This is a genomic window from Advenella incenata, from assembly GCF_004217095.1.
Classification (GTDB): domain Bacteria; phylum Pseudomonadota; class Gammaproteobacteria; order Burkholderiales; family Burkholderiaceae_B; genus Advenella; species Advenella incenata.
Map to the genome: position 1 here is coordinate 1 of NZ_SHKO01000009.1, position 3926 is coordinate 3926.

Annotated in this window: 5 protein-coding genes; 2 read left to right on the forward strand and 3 right to left on the reverse strand. The window is 44.0% G+C overall.

The features are described 5' to 3' along the window. Positions 1 to 971 precede the first annotated feature (971 nt). Entirely contained in the window at positions 972 to 1202 is a 231-nt protein-coding gene (locus tag EV681_RS22430; RefSeq protein WP_130305353.1) for a DNA-binding protein, read from the forward strand. 3 nt (positions 1203 to 1205) lie between these two features. After that, complete coding sequence (trfA, locus tag EV681_RS22435; protein ID WP_130305354.1) at positions 1206 to 1733, forward strand: plasmid replication initiator TrfA; 528 nt, start codon at positions 1206 to 1208, stop codon at positions 1731 to 1733. Between the two features lie 32 nt (positions 1734 to 1765). Here the strand turns inward: trfA and EV681_RS22440 are convergent, their stop codons facing one another. The 3 genes from EV681_RS22440 to EV681_RS22450 are packed head-to-tail and all read right to left on the reverse strand — an operon-like array spanning position 1766 to position 3759. After that, positions 1766 to 2419: a hypothetical protein gene (locus EV681_RS22440; RefSeq protein WP_130305355.1), complete on the reverse strand. Its 654-nt coding sequence runs from the start codon at positions 2417 to 2419 to the stop codon at positions 1766 to 1768. 20 nt (positions 2420 to 2439) lie between these two features. Then, the gene (locus EV681_RS22445; RefSeq protein WP_130305356.1) at positions 2440 to 2751 is read right to left on the reverse strand and encodes a hypothetical protein; all 312 of its coding nucleotides are present in this window, start codon (positions 2749 to 2751) and stop codon (positions 2440 to 2442) included. A gap of 51 nt (positions 2752 to 2802) precedes the next feature. Continuing rightward, a complete protein-coding gene (locus EV681_RS22450; protein ID WP_130305357.1) occupies positions 2803 to 3759 on the reverse strand; it encodes an ArdC family protein in 957 nt (318 codons plus the stop codon). Positions 3760 to 3926 lie beyond the last annotated feature (167 nt).

Here is a 3926-nt window from a genome sequence, read left to right on the forward strand (position 1 = left end):
GCAGGGCAAGGGCGCGCAGCGGCACCGATTAACTGGCGCGGCTCGCAGCGAAGCGAGAACACGGGTTAATCGGTGCGTACCCTTGTGCTGTGTAGCGGGATGGCTTATGCGTCGATTTAAAGGCGGTTCTGAAGGGCATAGCGATGCGCTTAGAACAGGGGAAAAGTGCTGGAATACAGCAGAGTGAGTACACACGGCCTGATTACCGTTTTGATATCGCCCTGGTGGACAGGGCGCGAATTTTTAATCTTTTGTGTCAGAAACGGCCATTATTGGCCGCATTTTTAGCAGATTTGAAGAAAATAGATCGTAGTTGCGTTCCGCGCCTACCTGAAATGCCGTGCCATCGACCGAAGCTATCATTAACTGAGCGATACTGTGAGTATCTAAGGGATCGGGAAAATCGTAGTTGCGTTCCGTCCATACTCGAAATGCCGTGCCCTGGTAGATCGTAATTGCGTTCCGCGCCTACCTGAAATGCCGTGCCATCGACCGAAGCTATTATTAACTAAGCGATACTGTGAGCATCTAAGGGATCGGGAAAATCGTAGTTGCGTTCCGTGCCTATCTGAAAAGCCGGTGTCTTGGCACATCGTAGTTGCGTTCCGTTTCTACCCGAACGATAGAATATTTTGGAAAAAAACAACAAATCCTAATAATAATCGCGTCTTTCTTAAATATATTAAGCCGTCCCTGAAACGAAATATCATGCCTTAGCCTGTCTTTGTTCGTTTCAAACTGCTGCTGCAAATTTAAATCTAGTAACGAATCTAACGTTAACTGAACGGTGTTAAGTACATATAAAGAAAAGAATATCAATGCTGTTTTTCGCAGCAACGTGTTTCGCTTGCTGTGCACTGGCAAATCTCGTCAATCGAGGTTCTCATAATTCCTGAAATACGAGTTCCCAAAGGTACTTATAAAAACCGTATCATTTAAGTTGTCTTTCAAAGTTTAATGGGAATACAAAGATGGAAGAATCTAAAACAGAAAAAATATTACTAGAGCGATTTGGCGGCTCTCCATTATTGACTTTACATCAAGTTGCGCAAATTCTACTGCGAAGCCCTGAAGGGCTTCGTATTACCATAAGTGGAAATAGTTATCTTGCTGAACAGCTTAATTCCTGCAAACTGAAAATAGGAAGGCGGATTTATTTTAAACTTACGTCAATAGCACAACTCATTGACGAAGCGGAATAAATAATGAATTGTCCATGTGCTTCTAATTGGTTGACTTCCGAAAATCAGGAAAACAAGCAATTTACTTTTTGGTCAGTAGCGGCCAGAAGTTTGCTGCGGAACTCTTTATTTACCGTTAGCGAAGTCCGCGAAGCGTTGCCAAAAAGAATGTTAATAGCAAGCACTGTCGATATTGATCTGCGTTTTATGGGTGTAAGGTTTAATCAGTCTGATCTTGACGTGTGGGAAATGATCTTGCATTTCGCACGTTTACAATCTTTAGGCCACAAGGTGCAGTTTAGTGCTCACTCATTTCTAAAAGCATTGGGTAGAAATATTGATACTGAGCAATTTGAACAGTTAAAAGAAGAAACTGCACGGCTGCTAGGAGGCACTATAGAAATCACCTGGAAGAACGAAAAAAAAACGTTTATCGGCGGATTAATAGAAAAGATTTATCGAGACGATGAAACGCAAGAATATATCCTGATTCTTAATGAAAAATTTGTTCATCTTTTCAATAGCAGTCATGCGCTCTCATATCCCGATTGAACATGTCAAAAAAACTGCAATCTAGTTAAACTTTAAAATCCAAATGCCATTTGGCCATCTTGATCTTGATATTCGGATTTTTTAGTTTCGGTGCCAAGTTGATCTATTAGCCAAATTGGCTGAAATTGATTGGCGCAGCGTTCACGATAATTGGGGTTCAGTAAAGTGCGACCATTTTTAAGGTATTCCGCAATTATCATCGATGCGAGTTCATCAACCGTGCGATTCCCCATAGCTGTGTCATAGTGCGAACGGTATCCCGTTTCACTAATAAATGGCAAATTACAATCCACCACATGAAAATTAAAGCCAATTCTGAATAAGCCAAATCCATCGCCAATAACGACCCGGACACGTACTCCCTGTACCGTAAGTAGAAATTCTCCATATTGCCCCCATTTCGGTATTTCGCCTTTCTTTGCGCGGCAATGTTCAATGACCATATTACCGCCAGCATTGGGATTACTACTATCCATGCACCCTGAAAAAGTCCCACCGTTCAATTTAAATACCACTGCTTCATAAACCGTGCCGGCAGCGAAAGCGGATTCTTGATCACAACAAAGAATGCTTTCGTGCATCGTATCTACGGCACCGGCGGCCAGCGCCAAAAGTTCGGATTTATCAGAAGGTAACGATTTCGCTACTTCCTGAATTTTTACTTTGTCTTTTTGGTATGAATTCATGATATCGCCTCTGTGTGGTTCTAATTTGTCTCTGCAGTTGCGCCGCAGGCAGTGCAGCCTGTGTCATAGGGGTCTGCGCCTGCTTCGCCGCATTCGTTGCAAATCCATGTTGATTCCTCTGCAGTAGTTGTCACGCGACTGAAGCGGCCATTTATTGAGTCTTCCAACCATTCGCCTTCAATATCTAATTGAAAGATCGCGCTATGGCCTCGGCTGCAGGTGCCTTTCCATGGTTCTTCCGGTGTCATGGTGTACTGCTCGACGGGGACGCCACATGTCGGGCAGTTGGGACGGGTCATATCTGATGTATAGGTGTATATGTCGTTATTCATTTGCTATTGCTCCTGAAAGTGGTCTAACGGGCGCTTGACGCGCCCATTGCCTTAAAAGGTAAGAGGGGTTTGACTGATCTGCAAAAGGTATTCATAGGCTGCGCTGGCTTGTTTGGCGGCCTTGAAAATGGCTGTTTTGTCTTCTTTTAAGATTTTTATCCAGCCATCCAAATATGACGCATGTTCATGAATGGTGGCATCAATAAATCCGAATTGTGCGGCAACCATCGCAGAACCGATCTCAGCAACCAATTCTTCAAAAATGTATTCATCATCACCAAACTTTGTACTTTGGAGGCGGTTTAAGCGCCCGGTTTGGCCTGTCCAGTGGACCAGCTCATGAAATGCTGTTGCATAGTAGCTGGCGGTGCTTTCAAACGCTTCACGCTGCGGTAAAACGATTTTGTCCCAAACAGGAGAATAGAAAGCTGCATTACCTCTGTGCTCGACGATCGCGCCGGTAGCATTTATAAATTTGTCTGCAACATCGTCTGCAACAAATGTGTTCGGTAAAAGTACGGGGTCTGATTTAAAACCATCAGGAAGATTTTCGATCTGATCAAGGTTGTAGACATAAAAGGGCTTCGTCATTGGGTAAAACTCTGGTTCTGCTGCCTTGGTGTCTTTCTTTTCGACTAATTTGTATTTGATGCCGTAAGTTCCCTTTTGGCCTTTAATAACGTTGGCTCCAAGTTGTTTAGCTTGTATAAAGGTCATCCATTTATTTGAAGTAAAACCAGATTGAAACGCTGCCATCCAAAGTAAAACAATATTGATACCGCGATAGGGCATTCCTGTTACCGCATTCTTTGGTATTCCTGACTCAGCAGCAGTGCGCCATGATTTTTTCCACTCAGTTACGCCTCCCTCCATTAATTCAATAATTCTGTTTGTTACGTCCTGCCTTAAATCTTTTTCAACATTTGCTTTTTGGTGAGCCTTGGGGGCTGTGGGGGAAACCCCCGCGTTTTTTGTTTTTTTGCTGTTTTGATGGTTTGCCAAAGTCATAATTTCATCCTTTCTCTGTTGAGTTGATCTGCTTTCTGGAGCCGCCTGGCGCATAGAAAAGACGAGACTCGGAGCAGGGCAAGGGCGCGCAGCGGCACCGATTAACTGGCGCGGCTCGCAGCGAAGCGAGAACACGGGTTAATCGGTGCGTACCCTTGTGCTGTGTA